Raw genomic sequence first — 1,687 nt, 5'->3', positions numbered from 1 at the left:
TTATGATGAAATTTATTCTGAACTAGCTCAATATAAGAATGAGAAAGCGTGGTACAACCTCCAACTTGATCGTAACCAAATAAAAGATTTGTTGTGTGATCCCAGTTGGTATCGTTTATTAATCCCTGCAGATTTATTGGAAATAACCAATTTTGATCGCATTCACATGTGGCAAGAAATTGCTGTTAGCCTTATTAAAAATATGCTGAGCGATATTATCATTTTCGTAAGCAGGAATATGAGAGTCCACACATTGAATACTACCAACTGAACGAAAATGATAAAAATTTTATTAATGAATATAAGGCAACTATTGATCATAATGAACAGCTTTGGATTGATAAAATTAATGAATTAAAGGAGCGACTTTCTTCAGGAACATTTCATGATACTTGGTCATTTGCAAATTTAACAGCCTTCGATTTTTCAAGGCACTTATACCAGCCACTGATTTATTTTAAAAATAATGAAATAGTTAAACTTACACCAGTAGCATTAAATGATGGTGAGTATTCATTTGTTGAAGATTTAAAGAATTTTCATACACAAAACAATAAGTTTTTTGACAACAAAGAGCTTTTCTTATTAAGAAATCAAAGTAAAGGTACTGGCATTGGTTTTTTTGAGGCAGGCAACTTTTATCCTGATTTTATTCTCTGGCTTATTGTTGAAAACAGGCAACATGTTTGCTTCATTGATCCCAAGGGGTTAGCGCGAATACATGGTTTTGATGATCCTAAAATAAAATTTTACAGAACTATCAAAGATATTCAAAATCGATTAGCTGATCCTAATGTTATATTGGATTCATTTATTATATCTAATACTTATCAGAGAGAAGTTAGTTGGTGGAAACATGGTGATAATAAGGAACAGGATTTTGCAAATAATCATATACTATTCCAAAAAGAAGACAAGGATGGATATGTAAAGCGAATTTTTGCCAAAATCTTGGACCATCATTTTTGATTTAGAACCAAATAACCTAAGAACAAACCCTGAGAGATAAATATATTAAATGCATCTCAGCGTAAAATTAATTTAGCGCTCATTCGTTTAGAATATTTGAGTTGTATCGCTAATACAATAATTACTAAGATGATGACTAATAATGTAGGAGAAGTTGCAATTTGTGTTTCTCTTAGCAATATCATAGACAATAATGGCGCCAATCCTGCGGCTAAGCTAGCCGCCACAGAATACAAAAATGATAAAGCAGTACATCGTAACTTAATTGGAAACATTTCAGCCAACATAACAGGCACAGTAGCGTAATATGCACCGGCTGGAATAGCAATGAGAGCTTGGATTAAGAGCAACTGATGAAAATTACCGTTTGATAAATAATAGAAGAAGGGTTGGGATAGAGTAAGAAAGCCTACACTTGCAGTAATCATAATCTTTTCTCTATTTACTCTATCAGATAATCGTCCTACTAAAGGGAAAACACACAGAAGCACAATCAAAGAAGTGATATTAGAAATCATAATTTCCTGATCACTAAAGTTATGCGACAGGTGTGCTTGCATTGGTCCGTATATATAGATTTGAAATGTGGTGGTGACGCCGAGGCAGCTTAGGAAAAAGACATATAGAGATTGGAGTTTATTGGTTTTGATGTGTTGGATTGATTCGGATAACAAGTTTCTAAATCTGGGTTTAGGTTTGTCAGCATAGTACATAATAT

General features: G+C 33.0%; 2 protein-coding genes. One reads left to right on the top strand and one right to left on the bottom strand.

The annotated features are described in order from the left end of the window. The coding region (locus BN58_RS32255) for a hypothetical protein (RefSeq protein ID WP_040915958.1) at nt 1-271 on the top strand (271 nt) is incomplete at its 5' end. Nucleotides 272-1,025: 754 nt separating this feature from the next. Here BN58_RS32255 and BN58_RS20790 read toward each other — a convergent pair. After that, nucleotides 1,026-1,687, bottom strand: a 662-nt coding sequence (locus BN58_RS20790; RefSeq protein ID WP_040915957.1) for an MFS transporter, incomplete at its 5' end; no start/stop codon positions are given.

Origin of the sequence: Legionella tunisiensis (assembly GCF_000308315.1) — a bacterium.
Classification (GTDB): domain Bacteria; phylum Pseudomonadota; class Gammaproteobacteria; order Legionellales; family Legionellaceae; genus Tatlockia; species Tatlockia tunisiensis.
This window is presented reverse-complemented; position numbering and strand designations above follow the sequence as displayed.